2 protein-coding genes and 1 pseudogene are annotated in these 1,757 nt (G+C 71.1%); 1 reads left to right on the top strand and 2 read right to left on the bottom strand.

The window, feature by feature from the left end; translation table 11 throughout:
* On the bottom strand, positions 1-718 hold a 718-nt coding region (locus tag ACRDSQ_RS04510), incomplete at its 3' end, for an RICIN domain-containing protein (protein WP_431419020.1).
* Between the two features lie 38 nt (positions 719-756).
* Positions 757-987, bottom strand: a complete 231-nt coding sequence (locus ACRDSQ_RS04505) for a hypothetical protein (protein ID WP_431419019.1) — start codon at positions 985-987, stop codon at positions 757-759.
* A gap of 204 nt (positions 988-1,191) precedes the next feature.
* On the opposite strand from ACRDSQ_RS04505, the pseudogene ACRDSQ_RS04500 reads away from it, so the two are divergent.
* A pseudogene (locus ACRDSQ_RS04500) lies at positions 1,192-1,757 on the top strand (IS5 family transposase); the annotation flags it as partial.

Below are 1,757 nucleotides of genomic sequence, written 5' to 3'. Positions count from 1 at the left end.
GGAGTGTCCAGCGCTGGTTGGCGCCGCCGTGGCAGTCCCAGAGGATCAACCTGGTGCCGTCCGCCGAACTCGCGCCCGCGGCGTCCAGGCAGCGGCCCGAGCGCGGATTGCGCAGCGAACCGTCCGGCTGCGCCGACCACAGCTGGGCGCCGGTCCCGTTGCAGTTGTACAGCTGGACCTTGGTGCCGTTGGCGGTGGCGCCACCAGCCACGTCCATGCACTTGCCCAACGCGCGCACAGTGCCGTCACCGGGCGCTGTCCAGCGCTGGTCGGCGCCGCCGCCGCACGTCCACAGCACCAGTGCCGTGCCGTCCGCCGAACTGCCGCCGCTGGGCTCGACGCACTTGCCGCTGCCGCCGACGATCGGACCCACCCGGGCACCGCCGCTGGTCAGGGTGAAGTCGTCCACGTCGAACTGGGAGCCGGTGAACACCAGGTAGAGGTCCTGCGTCCCGGTGGGCACCGAGGTCAGGCTCGCGGACACCTCGGCGTAGGTCTCCCAGCCCCCGGTCGGGGCCACCGCCACCGACCCGAGCCTGGTGCCCGTCGGCGAGCCGACGCGGACGTCGAACCCGCCGGTGGACCCCACTCCGGCGACCCGCGCGGTGATGCCCGTGACGCCGGTCAGGTCCATCCCGGAGTACGCCGCCCAGTCACCCGGGTCGACGAAACCGAGCACGGACCCGCCGTGGGCGTTGGTATGCGGATAGGGCTGCACACCGACGGCCGACGACCAGCTCTCCGCCTGCCGGGTGTTCAGCTGCCGGTGGGTGCGACGCCCTCGTACTTGTAGTAGATCCGGGCGGGCGTGCCCAGCGCCTGCTCCAGGGCGCGGGCGCGGTAGAGCGGGGTGCAGCGCCACTTGGCGTAGTGCTGCCGAACCGGCTCGGGGATCTCGAACTCGTCCGCGGTGCTCAGTTCCTGCTCGACCAGCGGCGGCGCCATCGTCCTGGCCAGCGCGTCGAACCCCACCGGCTTACGGGTCACCGGGTCGACGATGGGGCCAGCTCGCCGATGTCGGCGGCCGGGTTGAGCCAGGTGCGGGGGATCTCCGACTCGCCGAGCTCGTACTTGATCGGGTCGATCATGTGCTTCGTCCTTAGAGTTCCTAACAAAATGATCACTTGTTGTGCATGGGGTTCCTTGATCGTGGATCATGGACGGGTGAGGAAAGGTGAGCAGCCGCCGTGGATCGTGCCCGACGAGCTGTGGGAGCGAATCGAGCCGCTGTTGCCGCGCTGGGAGTACGCGCTGCCCAAGCTGGGCCGTAAGCGGCTGCCGGACCGGCTGGCCCTGCAAGGCGTCCTGTTCGTGCTGCATACCGGGATCCAGTGGGAGTTCCTGCCCCAGGAGCTGGGGTTCGGGTCCGGGATGACCTGCTGGCGGCGCCTGGCGGAGTGGAACGAGGCCGGGGTGTGGCAGCGGCTGCACGAGGCGTTGTTGGCCGAGCTGAACGCGGCCGGGAAGCTGGACTGGTCGCGGGCGGTGATCGACAGCTCGCATGTGCGGGCGGCGCGGCGCGGCCCAAAAGCGGACCGAGCCCGGTCGACCGCGCCCGGCCGGGCTCCAAGCACCACGTGATCACCGAGGGCGGCGGCATCCCGACGGCATTCACCCTGACCGGCGGCAATGTCAATGACGTCACCCAACTCCTCCCGCTGGTCGACGCGATCCCGCCGGTGCGGGGCCGGCGCGGGCGTCCCCGCCGGAGGCCCGACGCGCTCTACGCCGACCGCGCCTACGACTCCGCCAAGCAC

Source organism: Actinokineospora sp. (assembly GCF_050699995.1).
In the GTDB taxonomy this organism is placed as follows: Bacteria; Actinomycetota; Actinomycetes; order Mycobacteriales; family Pseudonocardiaceae; genus Actinokineospora.
The sequence above is the reverse complement of the archived record's forward strand: the minus strand, read 5'-3'. Positions and strand labels throughout refer to the sequence as shown.